This window comes from Rossellomorea sp. LjRoot5, assembly GCF_964253455.1.
Taxonomy (GTDB): Bacteria; Bacillota; Bacilli; order Bacillales; family Bacillaceae_B; genus Rossellomorea.
The window spans coordinates 3,599,576-3,617,413 of sequence record NZ_CAXUQN020000001.1; the positions used below are offsets into that span (position 1 = coordinate 3,599,576).

Genomic DNA, 17,838 nt, shown 5'->3' on the forward strand with positions numbered 1-17,838 from the left:
ACCTGATAAGGATGTTCCAAACGCAAAAAGTGCATTCATCAGCAGATAAAACTTCAATTCCATGGAAAAAGATCTAAAGGCTCAACAAGGACTGCTTCCATCATCACCCCTCGGTTATCTTCGTTTTCACGCTATTAATTGCTTTTACCCTTAAAGTCTCCCACGGAATTTCTTTCCCTTCGGCCTGGCTTACTTTAATTGTTTTTGTCATATGAGGCTGCTGGTCAAAAAAGTTATCCTCGAGCACAAGCTGTTCGATCTCCATTTCAATCGTCATCATTCGTGCCAGAGCATCACTTGATAGAGTGATCTCATTATCTTCTCTGCTGTATTCTACAGTTAGCTCAGCATTAGGAAGCATTACATCCTTTTGATCACGGAAATAATAAGTATTTTCAAAGGTTTTATCGTTTAATGAACGAAGAATGATCATTGCCTCTTCCGGCTTTAATCCTCCTAAAGCCTTTCCCTCTAAAACCGTGTCTACGTGATAAACGGAATTTGCCTCAACAGAGACATTCCACCTCTTTGAGAATGCTATTTCTCCATGAAAATCATAAACAGCAAGCTCGATTTCATCCTCATATCCTTCTAATCTGTCATTAACGACCCATACTTTCAGGCTATCACAAGGATCATGTTCAATGGTTAATAAGATAGGATGATAGAATTTTTTTGCATAGTGGTAGGAAGCTTTCGGCAGCAAATAATAGTCGATGACAGACCAACTCGTACCAGGCCAGCAATCGTTTAACTGCCAAAACAAAGCACCACTGGTTTGGGGTTTATTCCGGCGGTAATGTTCAATGCCGTATTTCAATCCTTCAGCCTGTGTCAGCATTGAATAAGCAATATACTCATCTAAATCCTTTGGCACTCCAATGTACCCTTCCATCAGTAAAATCCCCTTAGGATGATGGATGTCTTTATTTCTGTAGGCCATTTCTTCACTGCCCCAGAAGAATTGGTCTTCAGGGATGTTCCGTTCCAGTGTATAGCGGTTAGAAGACGCATGCATGCCGAATTCACTGGCAAACGTGGTACGATCGTTTTTAAAGTTTTTAAAAGAAAGGCCGTCAACACTGTAATTCACAGTCTGCGGCTCGCCAAAGTTGCGCGGCTCGATATTGCCGTGCCATACCTGCCAGTTATGCGAATCACCCTGCTCCCTCGAGTTGTGGTCATTTCCTCCGTACGGAGAACTCGGCCAGAACAGTCGGGTTGGGTCCAGTTCGTCTAAAATTTCCGGCATCAGTTCGTGATAAATTTTTTCGCCGTAAAAAGGATCGGTAATTTCACCTGAAGAAAACAATGCTTCATAAAGCCAATCGTTTTCATTATTCCCGCACCATAAAGCAAGCGATGGATGATTCCGCAGGCGCTTGACGACCTGGATGATTTCATTTCGGACATTGGCCATGAAGTTTTTATTGTAATCAGGGTAGAGCGCACAAGAAAACATGAAATCCTGCCAGACTAAAATCCCAAGCCGGTTGCACTCCTCATAAAAAACATCTCGTTCGTAGATGCCGCCCCCCCAAACACGAAGCATATTCATGTTCGCGTCCTTTGAAAGCTTAATTAAGTGGCTATACCGAGAGACCGGAACGGCCGCTATGAAGCTATCAATCGGAATCCAGTTCGCTCCCTTTGCGAAAATTTTCTCGTCATTAAGCACAAAGGTAAAACACTGATTCCCTTCCTCATCAACACGAAGAACTTCAATCGTCCTGAGTCCAAAATCCTCGTGTTTTTCATCGATTTTTTCTCCATCAGAATATAATTCAACATTCAATAGATAGAGGTGGGGCGTTCCCAGGTCATGGGTCCACCACAGCTTCGGATTTTCAACTTCCAGGGTAACGAAAGTCTTTTTCCCTTCAACCTTTGCACTTCCAGTGAACTTTTCTTCACCAAAAGACAGCTCTACCCGAACTTGATAGTCTTTTCCTCTTCTAAAAGCATCCACTTCAACCTCTACATCAACTTCTGCCTTGTCTTCGGAAAGAGAGGTTGTTTTCGCAAACACAGAATGAATGCTGGCATATGTCCGTTTTTTCAAATGAACATCTTTCCAAATACCCGCTGCTACAAGCCGTGGTCCCCAGTCCCAGCCCCAATGGCTTTGATTCTTCCTCGTCCAGATCCGTTCCTTGCTGAATCCTGACCAGTAATATTGAACCTTCTCCTTCACATGCACATCGATGGGATCGAATTTTACAGCAAGGACGTTTATGCCTTTTTTCAATTCCCTTGTCACTTCAAAGGAATGGCTGATGAACATATTATCCGTTGAACCAAGTTCGACTCCATTCAGGTAAATCGTCGCATACGTATCGAGCCCTTCAAACAGCAAATCATATCTTTCATCCTTATGTTCTGTTCCGTCGAATTCAAAGGTGGTACGATACCACCAAACCTTTTCCTCTACCCACTGACATTTCAAATCATTATGGCCATAGAATGGATCCTCGATTAACTTTCGGTCAATCAGGGTGGAATGGACGTCACCAGGAACCGAAGCGGTCATCCAAAAGTAATCAATAAACTCAGGTGCGGCCACCTCCAGTTCACGTACGTCCCCCACATCGAATTGCTTAATCTTCCAGTTTTTATTAAGCTTCATAGAAACAGAACCTTTCATAATAGAGTCACTACAGGACACTAAAACCTTCATTAACATAAAAGCCAAAATCATCACGTGATTTTGGCATTAATATCGAAATTATTTAATATAAGTCAATGAATCCAGGATTTCCTGAAGGCTTAACTCAGCACATGCCATTGAAGTATCTGCAACTCCGTAATACATTTGTACAACGTCGCCTTCAACGACCGCACCGCATGAGAAGACCACATTTCCGAAGAATCCTTCCACTTCATAATCTGCTTCAGGCTCAAGGATTGGTTTGTCAGAGCGGGCGATGACCTTGGTTGGGTCTTCCAGGTCAAGCAATACAGCCCCCATGCAATAGCGGTGGTCCGTCGTTGCGCCATGGTAAAGCTCCAGCCAGCCTTTTTCCGTTTTGAACGGAACTGCTCCGCCGCCCATGCGGGCACTATCCCACATACCCTCTCGCAGGCCAAGTAAGTATTTATGATTTCCCCAGTGCAAGAGATTAGGAGATTCTGCAATCCACATTTCAGGCTCACCAGTACTCCTTGGAACAGGACGATGAAGAGCATAGTACTTGCCGTTAATTTTCTCAGGGAAGATTAACACGTCTTTGTTTTCTGGCGCAAAAATCATTCCCCGATGCTCAGTTGTGACAAAGTCCTTTGTTGTAACCATCGATTCGCCAACACCAACAGGTGAGACAGCACTGAAGTAAATATAATAAGTATCATCAATCTTCGTAATCCTTGGGTCTTCAATCCCGAATGTTTCAAGCTCATTTGAAGGGTAAACAAATGGCTTTTCATCGACCGTAAAGATATGTCCATCCTTACTGCGGGCAATCCTTAAATAAGATAATGAAGTCAGAAAAGCGAAACGGTTCGTCTCTCCGGCTTTTTGAATCGTACGGGGATCTGAAAAATTGTACTTAGGATCGTTCAAATTGAATTCCAGAATTTCAAGCTCATTTGTTTCCGGATTATAAACAGGTGATTTCACAATCTTAGGGTCATCACTGATCGGACGCTCTGCGACACGGAGCAGCATGATAATTTCATCGTTAAAAGTCGTAATTCCCGCATTGAATGCGCCAATGACTTCAAAGTCCTCGCGATGCGGTTTTACATCCATTGGTGTCACTACCGGATTCTCTTCATATCTATAAACATTCATGTTGTAATCTCCTCAATTCAGTAAGTTTTTTGCTCGTATTGTAAAAATGGATCTGCAATCGTGATTTTTTGCGCTTCGGCATCACTGATTCCGGCATAGATATCTGCTGTGCCGTCCGCTTTCCGTACAATTCCCCCACTGAACACAACATCCGTCAGGTCAGGTCGCTTGGAATCACCTGGAAGGAAATTACTTCTCGTTGCAATCAGCTCCATATCCGAAAACACTCCTGTTTCCGGATCAAGGGCGAAAACCATCGGATAATAATGGCGGTCGCAAGCTGCATCAAACGAAGCAACGTGCCCAAGTACACCAACCAAACCATTTGCAAGCAGATGCGGCTCGTTCGCTCCTCCCCATTCTTCATCTATAAACTGACCTTCAAATAAAGGAGCCTCATTGATGACATCCAGCGTCAATTCTTCCAATTTAGAAATACGGGTCCAGCCAATCTTTCCCCTGCCTCCCTTATCTCCCTGAGGTCTTGTTAACACACCGATGCTGCCATCAGCCAGTTCAACAAGGCGCAGATCCTTCATCCCATCTGGTCCCTTGGCAAATTCCTCTAAACTTGCAATATTCTTTCCTTTATAAAAAACAGTACGCCAGCCAAATGCATTTTCGATTGCAGGATGCGGGAATATCTGTACGCCTCCGAGGACTAAGCAACCGGCAATCCTTGTGTAAAAAGGATCCTGCAATTCAAATACAGGCGCGTTTTTCCGAGGAACCCATTCGCCGTCTCTCTCCACAAAGAAATAAACGCTGGAATGCTCGCTATCACGCGATTCTACGCGTCCTGCAATGACCTGATCACCCTCATCTTCAAAAGGTGCTGAAATATTATAGACATCCTTTCGTCCAACACCAGAGAATACGATTTTTTCTGGATGGTCCGGCTGTGCTTTCGAAGAGAACTCCTCCAAAAGCTGTTTGCACGTTTTTACATTACCTTTGGTTAAGACTGTCATTCCCAGCATCCTCCTTTAAAATAATGACTTCATTTCCTACTATCGTTAGTACCTCACTGTTTTCAACCTTATTTCGCTTATTTGAAAGCAGCAGGTTCATGTTTTTCAACTCTAATTCAAGGGATTTTTCCTCTTCAGAAAAGTTCAGAGCCACGAATGTCCGTTCCATCTCGTTGCTTCTCATGTAGGAAAGGATTCCATTCTGAAAGCGCAAGAATTCATATTCTCCTGTTTGGAAGGAAGTATGTTCTTTACGCAGTTTCAACATTCTTTTATAGAAGGACAGCATGGAATCAGGGTTGCCTTCCTGATTTTCAACATTAGTATGGAACGCATCCTCTGGCACCGTTATCCACGGGACAACTTCGGAAAAACCTGCATGAGGACCAGAATCCCACTGCATCGGAGTACGTGATTTATCACGGCATCGTTCGTTCGCAGCAACCAGCGCTGCCTCCTTAGATTTACCATTCTTCACTGCTTGTTCATAGGTGAGGCGCCCTTGGACATCCATCATCTTCATAATGTCATCTGGAACCCAATCCTTCATGCCAAGTTCATCGCCCTGGTAAAGGAAGGGCACACCCTTCGCTGTAAGAATCAGCACCGCTGCCATCTTCGCACGATCCTCATCACCGCCAAACCGTGAAATATGGCGTGACATATCGTGACTTGAGAAGAACAGAGTAGCAATCTGCCCGGAATCATACGCTTTCTCTGTTTCAACCAATTTCTTGTAAATCTTTTCTGCATCAAACTCTGCAATACTTCCAATGTTGAAGTTAAAGGATACATCCAATTTATTCAGTCCGGAGTACCGTTTCAGTATATTAATATCTTCAGAACCAACCTCACCGACAAGGAATTTACCCGGATATTGATGAACCACATCGGCGATTTCCTCGATAACCGATAAAATTCCTTCCTGATCCTTGTCATACAAATGTATTTGTTCCTTTTTATCATGGTCATATGGGTTATCGATAAAGGATTCGTTGATCGTCAGGAAGTTGATGACATCCAGTCTGAACCCATCCACGCCTTTTTCCAGCCAAAACCTCATGACATCATACATCGCATTTTTGACTTCAGGGTTGGCCCAGTTCAAATCCACCTGTTCCCTAGCAAAAGCATGGTAATAATATTGACCGGTTGCCTCATCAAATTCCCATGCCGTTCCGCTGAAAAATGATTCCCAGTTATTCGGTTCGTCTCTCCATATATACCAATCACGCTTGGGGTGATCCTTGGAGGACCTTGATTCCTTGAACCAAACATGCTCGGAAGACGTGTGGTTCAATACGATATCGACTATGACTTTGATATCTCGCCTATGCGCCTCCGCGATAAAAGCTTCAAAGTCCTCCATCGTCCCATAAACCTCATCAATACAATAATAATCAGCAATGTCATAGCCGTTATCAACCTTCGGCGATGCATAAAAGGGAGTGAGCCACAGCCCATCTACTCCGAGCTCCTTGAGATAATCCAGCTTGGAGGTGATTCCCGCAAAATCCCCCAGTCCATCTCCGTTTCCATCCTTGAAACTTGGCATATATATTTCATAAAAAGCTGATTGCTTCCACCATTTAACCATTTGCTTGAACTCCAATCTCTGGTTACTTAAGTGTAAATTGCATTCCCTCTTGAAACTTCTTCGCGAAAAGCAAGAAGATGATGATAATCGGCAATGTCAATAATACGGATGCAGCATACATCGGTCCTGGATAGCCGCCATACGGGCCGAACATTTGTGATAAAAGTACGTTTAACGTAAGCATGTTATCACTCTTCGCAACAAGCATATCCCATAACAGCTCTGTCCATCTTTCCATGAACAAGAACAAGAAGATCACGGTAGTAATCGATTTTGACATTGGCAGTACAATCTTGAACATGATTTGCATTTCGCTTGCACCGTCCAATTTTGCCGCTTCAATGAATGTATCCGGGATTGCCTTGAAGAAGTTCGTGTACATGAATACTGCCCATAAGCTCATCGCCTTTGGCAGGATCATTCCCCAGTAAGAGTCGTACATTCCGACCTTTTGGATAACCAAAAATGTAGGAATTAGCAAGATGATTGCCGGGAAGAACATTTGGAATAAGACCACGTTATTAATCGTATCTCTTCCTTTAAAATGAATCTTCGCTAGCGCATAAGAAACCATTACCGCTGAGACCATCATCAAAATGGTCGAACCAGCTGATACGATAAAGCTGTTAAAGAAGGCATTGATCCACGGGCGAGGGATGACAGATTCTCCGCCGCCAAGCAGCCATTCCCATGACTTCAATGAATATTCTGTCGGGAAGAATTTCTTATCGACCTGACTCCAATCAGCAAAGGAATTCAACACCATATAGATATATGGATAAATCATGATTAACAATAGGACGAGCGCAAACAGGTAACGAAAAACCAATCCTTTTTTCTTAGGTCCAACCATTTCGTTTCCCCCACAGTTCTAAGAGTTTTCGAATGATGTAAATCGCAATAAACGTTACAATCGATGCGATGATGGCAATAGCAGAAGCGTATCCGGCTTGCAGGTTAGAGAATGCTTTAGTGAAAATCTCCATTTGCCATGTATTCGTGGCAAAATCCGGCCCACCTCCGGTTAACTGATAAACTTCTGTGAAAATACCAAATGTAACACCAATCGATAAAATCAATACAGTAAACAACGCTGGATAGAGGAGCGGAAACGTAATTTTCCAAAAACGCTGCCAAGGTGTTACTCCATCAATCATCGCTGCTTCATAGACATCTTGACTGATGCTTCCAAAGCCCGATGTTAAAATCAACGCGTAATATCCGGTGAATTTCCAGGCAATAATCAAGGCTACAACAAAGAGTGCAGAAAACGGTGTTCCAAGCCAGTTAATATCGATGTTCAATGTACCTCTAAGGAATTCATTCAGCGGACTGTTGTAAGATAAAATCCCTTTCACGATCAGCGAGGAAACAACTCCTGAAGCCAGGTACGGAAGAAAGAATCCGATTAAAAACAATCCTCTAAATCTTGGAAGCCCTTGAACAACCAATGCCACAATAAGGGAAAAAGCAATAACTAGTGGAACAAACACGCCCATAAATTTAAAGGTTACAAAGAAGGCGCTCTGCACACCCTGACTTTTGAGTGCCTCGGCGTAATTCTCCATTCCGACGAAATTATACGTCGGCGAGATTAAGTTCCAGTCTGTCACAGATAGAAACAGTGACCAGACAAGTGGTATCAGGAAGAAAACAATTGAATATAAAAGATAAGGACTGGCAAAAAGCCAGCCCAACCATCCTTGGTTCTTTTTCATTATTTGAGAGCCCCCTCAATGGCCTCTTGCATATCCTTCCATGCAGCTTTCGGATCTTTTTCTCCTTTTACCACTGGATTGAAAGCTTTCTGGCCAATCAATGTCTGAATCTCATTGTATTTAGGGTTATCCATAGGCGGTATTGCATTTGGAACGGCAGCAGCGTATGGCTGTAATGCCGGGTTGTTTTCAAAGAACGCTTTGAAAGTATCGTTCGTTGTTAAATCATCACGTGCCGGTGGCAGGTTTGTCTTTTCAAGCCATTTCAAATCATTTTCAGGATTTGAATAGACCCACTTAATGAATTCGCCCGCAGCCTTTTGTTGTTCTTTCGTTGCTGAAGCATACACGACCAGACCCTTTGTATCTGCGAATGTCTTAACGTTTTCTGTATCCATTCCGTCTGGAACTGGAGGCAATGCTAACGCATAGGTTTCATTCAATTTCATTTTTGGGAATTTCTCTTTCCAATAAGAAATTGTCCAAGGGCCAATATCCGTAAAAATTCCCAATCCGCTTTCAAATGGATCTTTAGACTGCCTAGTCATTAAAGCATCTGCTTTTTGCAGCTTATCTACAAATCCAAGAACTTGCTTTCCTGCTTCTTTATCTGCAGTGAAATCAGTTCCCTCTACGAACTTGTTGCCATCAGATGCGGCATTATAGAGCATGAAGAAGTCGAACCATCTTTTCCACCCTGTTGGATCAGCAAGGTCTGGTTTAGCCCAAACATATTTGTCCGGGTACTTTTCTTTCAATTTCTTCGCAACTTCCAGCATTTCACTATATGTTTTTGGTGGTTCATTAAAGCCAAGTTCCTTCAGGAGGTCCAATCTCCAGCCGAACAACATAGCATTCGAATAGATTGGCAAAACGTATTGGTGGCCGTCAGCAAACTGCCAGCCTTTCATTGTATCTTCCATATTTCTCTTTTTCTTAATTTCATCCCAGCCTTCTAGTTCATCCAACGGTAAAATCGCTTTACTTTCAGACAGTTGAGCAGCAAAACCACGGTTGATATTTTCTGACATCGTTGGTGCACTGCCGCCAGCAAGCGCTGATTGGATACCAGCTTCAGATGTCGGGCTTTCCTTCATCGGGCTTACGTTTACCTTGATATCCGGATGTTCTTTTGAGAACTCTTCCGCTATTTCCTTCCAATACACTTGCTGTGATGGGTTTGGCGCCGCCCAGAATTCGATTGTTGTTACTCCGTCTTTGGTGCTTCCGTTTCCTTTATCTCCATTACTACAAGCCGCAAGTCCAGAAACAGTCAGTGAGGCAGCAAGGAGTATTGAAGCCGCTTTTTTAATTTTCATCCGATATTCCCCCAATTATTAGTATGATTTCCTAACTTTATGTTTTCAGTAAGGTTCCCGGTAGAATGAGAAAACTATTAGCCTATCTTTTTAATGCGGATGTAATGATAGCGCTATCATAACTTTACAAAAAAAAGTATAATCAATTGTATCTGGGTCACTTTTTTAAATAATTTATCCTTTACCCCTCATTTCTAAAGATTTTTTATAATTATTACAAGAAAATATGTAATTAAAAAATAATGTAATTAGTAACTTTACAAATACATTATTGCACCTTGCTTATTATCTGTCAAACTCAAATTAAATTAAATTTTCTGTAAGGTTGACTTTTTTATATAGTGGTTAATCTTCCAATCCAATCAACCGCCTTATATATATAGTCGTATTTAACACCTATAACAAGTTGAACAATTACAATGATAAGTATGTTGCTAAAAATAATTTGTAACGTTACAATATAATTACAAAACTAATTACTATTATTCGCTTTCATTAAGGAGAAGTTTTATATATGAAGAAAAAAGTAACGATGCAGGATATCGCTGACCGCCTGAATATTTCTAAGAATTCTGTTTCGCAGGCTTTGTCGGGTAAGCCTGGGGTTAGTGAAGAAACAAGGATGTTAATCCAAAAAGCCGCAGATGAGTTAGGGTATACCTATTTGAATAATAGAAATACCCAAAAGCCTGATGAGAAAAGAGGAATCAACATCGCCCTTATTGCCTCTGACTATGCTTTTTCTCTTAAAAGCTTTTTCGGAGAGATTTACCTCAGTGTAGAAAAGGAAATGAGGACACGCGGCTGGAATTTATTAATTGAATCAATCGATCAGGATTCAAAGGACAAGTTAATCCTTCCCTCCCTGCTATCGAATCATCAAATCGATGGGATTTTAGTTCTATCTCATATCAGCACCGATTATATTTCAAAGATTATTAATACTGGAATCCCGACTGTGATGATTGACCATCACTCTCCATACCTGCAGGCAGATGCTATTTTGACGAACAATCGCTTTGGCGCTTATAAGGCAGTTGAGCACCTGATTCAATTAGGACATCAACACATTGCATTCGTAGGAGATATAGAGGTTTCCCCAAGCTACCAGGAGAGACTAGAAGGCTATATGCTTGCCCTGAAAAAACATGGAATAGAACCAAGTCAGCCTCTATTATTTACAGACGCAAAGGAAAACCAGGAAGAAATAAGTGGATTTGTGAACCGACTGTCTTATATGCCGACTGCATGGTTTTGTGTAAACGATGGACACGGGTTCCTTGTCCAGTCCGTACTGCAGCAAAAAGGATTCAACATTCCTAAAGACATATCAATCTGCAGCTTCGACAACGGTCAGCTATCCCAAATAGCCACACCAAAAATTACAACAGTTAATATTGATTTAAATTACTATGGTAAAAAAGCAACCGAACAGTTGAGCTGGAGGCTTAATCATAAGGATGAACCTATCCACGAAATTCTGCTGCCCACCACATTGATCGTTAGAGAATCAACCGCTGTTAATAGGTGAACCACGGGGACAGGTTCCTTGGTTCACCTCTCCAATCAACATCCTATTTTCATAGTCTATATCTGAGCCGAGGGGACCTATCCCCTACGGCGTCAACAGGAAGCCTCCCCCTCCTGCCGACGAAATGCCCGATCAGAGCCTGCAGCCTATTTACATCCTTAGCGTCTCTAGTGGCAGTGTTTTTGATGTTGTTGTTCTCTAAGATCTCTTCTTTCTCTAAGGTCTTAAGTCTGTTTGCAGGTTCTCTCCGCACCTGTTTCACATCCTTTTCGCCGCACGAAGACCCTCCGGAACCAGCCCCATCATCAGGCTGGTCACCACCGGATTCCTCACGTCCCTCTTCCTTCTTAGACATCCCCATCCAACTCAAATACTCCCCACACGCGAAATCCTTCGTCGGCCGGAGCGTAAACACATACCCATGTTCATACTTCTCCGCCTTCAACCATCCACACTTCTCCAACCGCTTAATCGAACGCTGAATCCGCGAATGCGAATACTCATCAATCTTCTTCCCATTATAGAACCACAGATCCTCCCGCAGCTTCCGGAGCGAACGCACATACTGCCTCTCCCCAAGCACCACACCCCCAACCTGAACCCCGCCTTTATGCGTCGCATTCAACAGAATCAACACATACAACCGAAGATCCTCCGGGTGATGAAACGTCTCCTTATCCAACATACCTGTCTCCAAAGGGACACCCTATAAATAATTTTTTTATAAAAAAAACATTCGGGTGGGGTCCGAATGTTTGAAGGAGGACATATGAACTTAATTAATACTCAATCCAAACAGAATTCAAAGGCATGAAAACACTTGAACTTTCATCTATATAAACTAGACTTAAAGTAATGACCATTAGAGAGGATGACCATATGTGCAAAAGAAAACATTCACATTCAAGCTGTCTGATGATGGATATTATGAGCTCCTTAAATACATGCCCTACTTTAGAAAAGTTTACTTCTTTGGAAACATAGGAGTGTTCGTGATTTCCACAGTATTTTTTCTGTACTGGAATCACGAATTTCAAGAATCAGCAAGTACGTCTTCCCCAGTAATGTTCGCATTTATATCGCAAGTGATGGTCCCAGCTCTATTGGCATTCGGTTTATCCCTTGTCGTACATCTTGTGTTGTATTTCTATTTCCGCTTTAGAATCCATGCATTCCTAAAACAATCAGCCCGCCGTTTAAAAGAGAAATACCAGCCAGTAAACAATGAGGAATACATGATTGTGTTTGATCAGGATCAAAATGCCTTCTTACTCGGAAATCGAAAACATAGGATTGGTCAGAATCTAAAAGTAGTATCTACTTCTAGACATCTTCTATTTTATGATGGGGATGGGAAGTCTCAGGAGAAGTTTTATATTCCTAAGGATGGGGATCAAGAACATCAGGAAAATGTAGCTTATATTACGGATTACTTAAAGAAAACCTCCGGAGTACAGTATGAAGAAAAAGGAAAAAGACCATCGTGACTGTTCAATGGTCTTTTTCCTTTATTAGGTATTCAAATCATTATGTGACTTTGTCTAATCTGTCCTCGTGTTATAACATAATTAATTGTCCAATACAGCGAAGGAATGATAGAAAACAAAAGAAAATACACCAATGAGTGAACATTCATTTCCAACATAACTTCCAGGTTTCCTGTGGGTAACAATATAATTAGGAAATAGATCAGAGAATGCAACAAAAGTGATTTCCAAATAAAATTAGATCTTTTTAGTAACATCCAATCAATAAGTAGTGATAAAGGCAACCCAATAAGTATCATGACTAAAAAGGTTATTGGTAAATAGATCAGATATCCTAGAAATTCAAAATCACCCTCATGTACAACGAAAATTGCGTTAGCGATAAAACTGCAAATGGTAAGGGATATTAGTTTATTTAGAGGTTTGTTAAATTCATTCAAAATGTCCCTCCTCATCTGACTTCATCATTAGAGAAGTGTGCTAACCCAACTCATATAAGGATCCTTCAATAACTATTATCTAATTTCAGTAGAAATCGGATCAAGCCTGAAAAGTCCGGAAGTTTCATCGTACTCTTCAACTGCAGCTGTAATATGAAGATTTTGTCCCATACCAATAGTATCCGGTATGTTAGAACCAGTAAGGTTTAAATCAGAAACAACATTAACATCTTTGAACTGAAAATTAGGTCCACTAAACGTTGTATCACCATAATCACCAGCTAAAATTAAAATATTATATCTTGTTTTATAATTCCCATGTAGCATCATATTTGCAATATATCCATCAAATTCAATGGTTCTACCTTCATATTTTTTTGCAAATTCACTGATAATCGGATCAGCTTCATTCTTCACTGCCAAGACAGCCGCAAAATCTTCATTATTTTTCACAGTTACTATTTCCTGTGCGCTTTCGACAGATGTATCATTGTTTGATTTTTCTTTTGTCTCAGAGTTTGATTTGTCTTCTTTATCATTGGTTGATTTGTCTTCCTTATCATTCTTTGACTTATTTTTTTTTGCAGAACTTTTTTGATCAGCAGATCCGGTATCACGTTTCTCTTTTTCTGGGAATGTGTGATAGGTGATGACTACTTCCACATCGTTAGAGTACCATTCATCTGACGAATAGTCTTGATCTCCATCAACAGAAACAGATTCAACTTCACCATCTTTTGTCAACCAACCTGTTACTAAATCTTCCCGCTTCTCCGTTCTCATGTTCTTGAATCCTTTTTCCTTAAATTCATTAACAACCTCTTCGTAGTCCCTACCTTTTTGTACACTGGAACCTGACGGTGTTTTTGCTTCACCTTCATGTCCATCTCCAGAACATCCAACTAATGTAATGATAATACAAGCAATAAAAATGCTAATTATTTTTTTCATTATGTTCCTCCCCGTCATCATATATAAATCATAGCAGATGATAAAAAGTTTTTGTTACTAATTTCCATACTTATACTGTATAAGAGGAAGAGAATCCGATTCCTTATGAGATCAAGACAATGTTAAAGAAATTAAAATAATGTGGGGAAAGTCGGGGTTTCTTCCCTTATTGCTCACTTGGAGGAATACTCCAGGGTACAGGTTATAGCAAAAGAAAAAAGACCGTCGTGAATGTTTCAACCACGGTCTTTTCTCCCTTTTACAAGTCTATGTTTCTCTTTCCGTAAAAAAACAGTGACTGCCCTTTAAACGTATCGTTTATCTATATTGAGGGTAAGACACCAATTCATGTTTAAGATTTTACTCAGTTAAATGTTGAATAGCATAATCCGCTTCCTCTTGAGTGAACTGTTCGCCCTAATCAGAAACGAGTTGGTCTCTTATCGCTTCTGGTGCCATGGCCATGGCATCTTGATAACTTTTTGCTTTTTCCAAGGCGTTCTTCTTAAAATCAGCTTTCATTGTATCAATCGCATATTGTGCTTCTTCCGCAGTGAACTGTTCACCGTTCTCTGAAACAAGCTGATCATAGATGCCTTGCTTTGACATGTACATCGTATCAGAGTAAGATTCCGCCTTTTTCAAAGCATTGTCCTTCCAATCATATTCAAGCTTTCCCATGGCATACGCAGCCGCTTCCTCGGAAAACTTTTCACCAAACTCTGAAACTAATTGGTTATGAATCGCTGCTTTGGACATATTCATAATGTCAGCGTATGTTTTCGCTTTTGTCAAAGCGGATGTATGTTCTGCGGGAACGTCATCTTCCACTTTTGCTTCTTCTTTTTTGGGTTCCTCTGTTTTGGGCTGTTCTGTTTTAGGCTCCTCTTTTTTAGGTTCCTCTTTTTTCTCTTCTGACTCTTTAGGCTCAACCGTCACGGGTTCGGTCGCTTCTGACTTGACTTCCTTTTCCTTAGTATCCCCTGTCTCATCACCATTCCCACCAACAGCTGTTGCAACAATCAGAATCGCAATGACCCAGACCCACCACTTTTTGTAGAACGGTTTTTTCTTTTTTGGTGATTCCCCCACTAGCTGTACCCCCTTAATATAGTAAACCTACATAAGAAGTATATTTTCCTGGATCGACAAACATGCAGGGAGTCTGTTAGCGATGCTAAGGGACCTGTCCCCTCGGCTTCAAAAAAACACAGCCATTCTGTTACGAATGCTGTGTTTAACTTAATTATTCAGTAACTTTTCTCTCGACTCACATCAAACCAGAAAACCACAATCCCAATGTCGTCCCAATATAATTCCCAATAATATAACCCAACGTCCCCACCACAAGGATCGGTCCAATCAAATCCTTCCACCCTTTCGCAATGGCCATCGCAGCAGCCGTTGTCGGCCCTCCGACATTGGCATTGCTAGCTAGAAGGATTTCTTCAAGGTCATACTTTAATAGCTTTCCTGCAGTTAAAGACACAGCCAGGTTCACTACGACAATAATGAACACAAATACGAGCAGCAGCGGAGCATTTTGAATAATGAGCGGGATCGATGCCGGAATACCAATCACCACAAAGAACAAGTAAATGAGGAACGTACCAATTTCCTGGCTTCCATTAATCGATTCAAAGTACTTCGGAAACAGAGCAAGTGCCAGGAATGTCAATGTCGTCAACATTAAGTACTGGTCGCCGAACAACCCATTCAGCAAATTGAGAAAGAAAGACGTCTCCTCTCCGGAAGGAATCACTCCGTCCAGGAATTCGGCGATTTTAAACGAAACCATCACGAGCAAGAAGGCAGTCCCTACAGATAACGCAATATCCTTTAGAGAGATATCCTTTCGCTCCCAAAAGCTTTCCGCAAGGGTCTTTCCCTCTTCTATCATTCTTCCACTCTCAACTTTTTCCACATGGGGTGCGTTAAAGCGTCTTCTGAAAAAGCCCATGGCCGGAATCATCATCAGAACGATGAAATAAATCGCCATCATTAAATTGTCTGCGACCACGGCGGAAGAAACCATTTCACCAGGCGCTTCGAACTTTGCTGCCATGGCTGCAAAATTGACCCCGCCGCCCACATAAGAGGCACTTAGCATCGCACCAATCTTATCAAGGACCGGTATATGATCCCTTAATAAAAAGAAACTGATGATCACTCCTGCAACCGTACCGATGGAGCTGATCAAAAAAAGAATCAACAGCCGTCCGCTCTCCTGCCAGATCTTTTTAAAGTTCACATGGAAAAGCAACAGGGGAATGGCGAGCGGAATGATAAATGTCCAGACAGCATCATAAACCGGCGACGCTGTAGGAATGATACCAGTATTTGATAGAATAATAGCCCCTATCAGCGCAACAATTGCACCAGAAATCTTCGCTGCCCAGCTGTAGCGCTGTTCCAAGTAGATACTTGCTGATGCCCATACTACGATAATTCCCCAGAGCATCACATAATCATCTGCTTTAATAAGAGTGTTTTCCATGACGTTGCCTCCTTTTAACATTATTTCCACTATCAATATATTACCTATATTGGATTGGAAATTTAAAATATTCAATGCGCATCAGAAGAGTGACAGGCGGACGGACCGCTGCCTGCTCTGCAAAAAAAACGCAAGAACCGTCCACACTTCTCTTTTTTGAAATGTGAAAAGTAGAACGGGGAAACGTCCCTACTCCACCCTATAGATGACCATAAATAAAGCAATTGTTATTACACTTCATTCGTACCAATATATATGTTCTCTTTATCAAAAATAAGTTCGATTGGCTGATTATATAGTTTGTTAACTGTATTGATGTTTTCAACGAAAGGTCGGATGTAATCGCTCTGCTTTTCTATAAGTTGTTTAAAATCTTTCATAGTCTGCTCTGTTCTCTCTGAACGATTCTTTTCCAGTTTGTCGCTGAATAACACTGTGGTCATGCCAATAATTTTTTTTATGTCTCGATCCTTTGCTAAATGACCTCCAATTCCTCTACTAACGTTTATCGATCCCTTGTACATTTTGGACTGTAATGAGGACTGAGCATGTTCTTTTATTTGGTCATAGCATTCAGTCGAAAGTTCACTATACTTAAGTGAATAATCTTCTATTTTTTTAGATATACCATCAAGATATTCTGCCTTAAAGTTTTCTAAAAGAATTACTTCAAGGAACGAAGAAAAGGAATACAAATATAAAGCAAGTTGATAGTCTTTAAACACAGAGTAAATTTCATCAAGTTGCTTCCTTACCCATTGATCTCCATGAAAAAGAGACTTTTTATTTATTTTTATTTTAGTAGTTATCTGCTCTCTGTATAACTCAATTTTTCTTTCTGCTCCCTGCAGGATACTCAGTACAATATTATAATTGCTATCTATATATTTATCGTTGTTCCAATTGTATTTATATTTATTAAGAACATCTGTCAAGAAATTGAGATCACCTCTAAGATCTGACCTCTCTTTTTGCACAAGAAAATCAAGGATTTCTAGCTGTATTTCTTGGATGTTGGCGAGCTTTTTATCGATGGTCGCTAGAGTCGTAGCCATAAACAACATTGTTGGATTAAAGACAAGAGGATTCAACACTGCCTGTCCACCACCTACTGCACCGTTCTCCTTCAAAACACTTCCTAAATATCCAGAACCATTTTTGAATTTTGCTAGGTGTGCACCTTTTGGAATCGTTACTTGATATAATCCGCTTTTAGCTGCCCCACCATTTATGACTTTTCGAAACGCCACTGTCAAAGGCTCAAAGGCAGTCCCAAGTGTCGAAACTTGCGAAAGAGGCAGCTTCGTGTAATTAGCTACACAAATCTGTTCTTCTATAATGGAAGGGTAATATTCAACATCTGTCATTGCTTTTACTATTTCGCTTTTCCGCTCAGCGTTTTCGTTAGTTTTTCCGAATTTATTTGACATATCTTACTCTCCTTCCTTTGTCTTAAAGTTCCGCCATTAATTCTATACGTTGTAATTATCAAACTCTATCCATTAACACCGCACACTCAACATAGTACTGTTATCTA

At 41.1% G+C, this 17,838-nt stretch carries 13 protein-coding genes and 1 pseudogene; 2 read left to right on the forward strand and 12 right to left on the reverse strand.

Features of this window, described 5'->3' with window-relative positions:
- Window positions 1–103 precede the first annotated feature (103 nt).
- The 7 genes from ACSQ2E_RS18500 to ACSQ2E_RS18530 all read right to left on the reverse strand — a co-directional run bounded on the left by ACSQ2E_RS18500 (window position 104) and on the right by ACSQ2E_RS18530 (window position 9,395).
- A complete protein-coding gene (locus ACSQ2E_RS18500) occupies window positions 104–2,626 on the reverse strand; it encodes a beta-mannosidase (protein ID WP_435992958.1) in 2,523 nt (840 codons plus the stop codon).
- A 99-nt stretch (window positions 2,627–2,725) separates the two neighbouring features.
- Entirely contained in the window at window positions 2,726–3,790 is a 1,065-nt protein-coding gene (locus ACSQ2E_RS18505; protein ID WP_435992960.1) for a BtaManbiosPhlase, read from the reverse strand.
- 17 nt (window positions 3,791–3,807) lie between these two features.
- A complete protein-coding gene (locus tag ACSQ2E_RS18510) occupies window positions 3,808–4,761 on the reverse strand; it encodes an MTP-1 family protein (protein ID WP_435992962.1) in 954 nt (317 codons plus the stop codon).
- Window positions 4,739–6,358 carry an alpha-glucosidase gene (locus ACSQ2E_RS18515; protein ID WP_435992964.1) on the reverse strand — a complete coding sequence of 540 codons (1,620 nt, stop codon included), beginning with the start codon at window positions 6,356–6,358 and terminating at the stop codon, window positions 4,739–4,741. The genes ACSQ2E_RS18510 and ACSQ2E_RS18515 overlap by 23 nt, the downstream gene beginning before the upstream one ends.
- Window positions 6,359–6,380: 22 nt before the next feature.
- Window positions 6,381–7,211: a carbohydrate ABC transporter permease gene (locus tag ACSQ2E_RS18520; protein ID WP_071617268.1), complete on the reverse strand. Its 831-nt coding sequence runs from the start codon at window positions 7,209–7,211 to the stop codon at window positions 6,381–6,383.
- Window positions 7,198–8,076, reverse strand: a complete 879-nt coding sequence (locus ACSQ2E_RS18525; RefSeq protein ID WP_435992967.1) for a carbohydrate ABC transporter permease — start codon at window positions 8,074–8,076, stop codon at window positions 7,198–7,200. The genes ACSQ2E_RS18520 and ACSQ2E_RS18525 overlap by 14 nt, the downstream gene beginning before the upstream one ends.
- Window positions 8,076–9,395, reverse strand: coding sequence for an extracellular solute-binding protein (locus tag ACSQ2E_RS18530; RefSeq protein WP_435992969.1), 1,320 nt, complete (start codon window positions 9,393–9,395; stop codon window positions 8,076–8,078). Before ACSQ2E_RS18530 ends, ACSQ2E_RS18525 begins: the two co-directional genes overlap by 1 nt.
- A 514-nt stretch (window positions 9,396–9,909) precedes the next feature.
- Here ACSQ2E_RS18530 and ACSQ2E_RS18535 point away from each other — a divergent pair.
- Window positions 9,910–10,926, forward strand: a complete 1,017-nt coding sequence (locus tag ACSQ2E_RS18535) for a LacI family DNA-binding transcriptional regulator (RefSeq protein ID WP_435992971.1) — start codon at window positions 9,910–9,912, stop codon at window positions 10,924–10,926.
- Window positions 10,927–10,975: 49 nt separating this feature from the next.
- Here ACSQ2E_RS18535 and ACSQ2E_RS18540 read toward each other — a convergent pair whose 3' ends face one another.
- Window positions 10,976–11,611: a hypothetical protein gene (locus ACSQ2E_RS18540; protein ID WP_435992973.1), complete on the reverse strand. Its 636-nt coding sequence runs from the start codon at window positions 11,609–11,611 to the stop codon at window positions 10,976–10,978.
- A gap of 196 nt (window positions 11,612–11,807) precedes the next feature.
- Here ACSQ2E_RS18540 and ACSQ2E_RS18545 point away from each other — a divergent pair, with 196 nt between their 5' ends.
- On the forward strand, window positions 11,808–12,413 hold the full coding sequence (locus ACSQ2E_RS18545; protein WP_435992975.1) for a hypothetical protein: 606 nt from the start codon (window positions 11,808–11,810) through the stop codon (window positions 12,411–12,413).
- A 515-nt stretch (window positions 12,414–12,928) separates the two neighbouring features.
- Here ACSQ2E_RS18545 and ACSQ2E_RS18550 read toward each other — a convergent pair.
- From ACSQ2E_RS18550 to ACSQ2E_RS18565, 4 genes and pseudogenes are all read right to left on the reverse strand, one after another.
- Window positions 12,929–13,804: a DUF4839 domain-containing protein gene (locus tag ACSQ2E_RS18550; RefSeq protein ID WP_435992977.1), complete on the reverse strand. Its 876-nt coding sequence runs from the start codon at window positions 13,802–13,804 to the stop codon at window positions 12,929–12,931.
- A gap of 360 nt (window positions 13,805–14,164) precedes the next feature.
- A pseudogene (locus tag ACSQ2E_RS18555) lies at window positions 14,165–14,896 on the reverse strand (Ltp family lipoprotein).
- A 178-nt stretch (window positions 14,897–15,074) separates the two neighbouring features.
- A complete protein-coding gene (locus ACSQ2E_RS18560) occupies window positions 15,075–16,301 on the reverse strand; it encodes a DUF819 family protein (RefSeq protein WP_435992979.1) in 1,227 nt (408 codons plus the stop codon).
- Window positions 16,302–16,531: 230 nt separating this feature from the next.
- The gene (locus tag ACSQ2E_RS18565; RefSeq protein ID WP_435992981.1) at window positions 16,532–17,731 is read right to left on the reverse strand and encodes a hypothetical protein; all 1,200 of its coding nucleotides are present in this window, start codon (window positions 17,729–17,731) and stop codon (window positions 16,532–16,534) included.
- Window positions 17,732–17,838: the final 107 nt, after the last annotated feature.

Excerpts from the sequence above, each read along its gene's own strand:
- ACSQ2E_RS18520 (WP_071617268.1), bottom strand. The coding sequence starts at position 7,211 with ATGGTTGGACCTAAGAAAAAAGGATTGGTTTTTCGTTACCTGTTTGCG.
- ACSQ2E_RS18550 (WP_435992977.1), bottom strand. The coding sequence starts at position 13,804 with ATGAAAAAAATAATTAGCATTTTTATTGCTTGTATTATCATTACATTA.
- ACSQ2E_RS18565 (WP_435992981.1), bottom strand. The coding sequence starts at position 17,731 with ATGTCAAATAAATTCGGAAAAACTAACGAAAACGCTGAGCGGAAAAGC.
- ACSQ2E_RS18525 (WP_435992967.1), bottom strand. The coding sequence starts at position 8,076 with ATGAAAAAGAACCAAGGATGGTTGGGCTGGCTTTTTGCCAGTCCTTAT.
- ACSQ2E_RS18540 (WP_435992973.1), bottom strand. The coding sequence starts at position 11,611 with ATGTTGGATAAGGAGACGTTTCATCACCCGGAGGATCTTCGGTTGTAT.
- ACSQ2E_RS18500 (WP_435992958.1), bottom strand. The coding sequence starts at position 2,626 with ATGAAGCTTAATAAAAACTGGAAGATTAAGCAATTCGATGTGGGGGAC.
- ACSQ2E_RS18515 (WP_435992964.1), bottom strand. The coding sequence starts at position 6,358 with ATGGTTAAATGGTGGAAGCAATCAGCTTTTTATGAAATATATATGCCA.
- ACSQ2E_RS18510 (WP_435992962.1), bottom strand. The coding sequence starts at position 4,761 with ATGACAGTCTTAACCAAAGGTAATGTAAAAACGTGCAAACAGCTTTTG.
- ACSQ2E_RS18530 (WP_435992969.1), bottom strand. The coding sequence starts at position 9,395 with ATGAAAATTAAAAAAGCGGCTTCAATACTCCTTGCTGCCTCACTGACT.
- ACSQ2E_RS18560 (WP_435992979.1), bottom strand. The coding sequence starts at position 16,301 with ATGGAAAACACTCTTATTAAAGCAGATGATTATGTGATGCTCTGGGGA.
- ACSQ2E_RS18505 (WP_435992960.1), bottom strand. The coding sequence starts at position 3,790 with ATGAATGTTTATAGATATGAAGAGAATCCGGTAGTGACACCAATGGAT.
- ACSQ2E_RS18535 (WP_435992971.1), top strand. The coding sequence starts at position 9,910 with ATGAAGAAAAAAGTAACGATGCAGGATATCGCTGACCGCCTGAATATT.